This window comes from Acinetobacter sp. ANC_7553, assembly GCF_056779895.1.
Window position 1 is genome coordinate 1 of record NZ_JBWYIV010000071.1, and the last position, 212, is coordinate 212.

Here is a 212-nt window from a genome sequence, read left to right on the forward strand (position 1 = left end):
GACGATGTATCTGAGGGTCTGTAGCTCAGTTGGTTAGAGCACACGCTTGATAAGCGTGGGGTCACAAGTTCAAGTCTTGTCAGACCCACCACTACTGACGAAGCAATTCATACAGAAGAAAGATACATTGATCTAAATGATAAGCTGGGGACTTAGCTTAGTTGGTAGAGCGCCTGCTTTGCACGCAGGAGGTCAGGAGTTCGACTCTCCTA

Annotated in this window: 2 tRNA genes; both read left to right on the forward strand. The window is 47.6% G+C overall.

Features of this window, described 5'->3' with window-relative positions:
* Positions 1 to 14 precede the first annotated feature (14 nt).
* Positions 15 to 91, forward strand: a tRNA-Ile gene (locus AC1M9I_RS14735).
* 63 nt (positions 92 to 154) lie between these two features.
* Positions 155 to 212 (forward strand) — tRNA-Ala (locus AC1M9I_RS14740).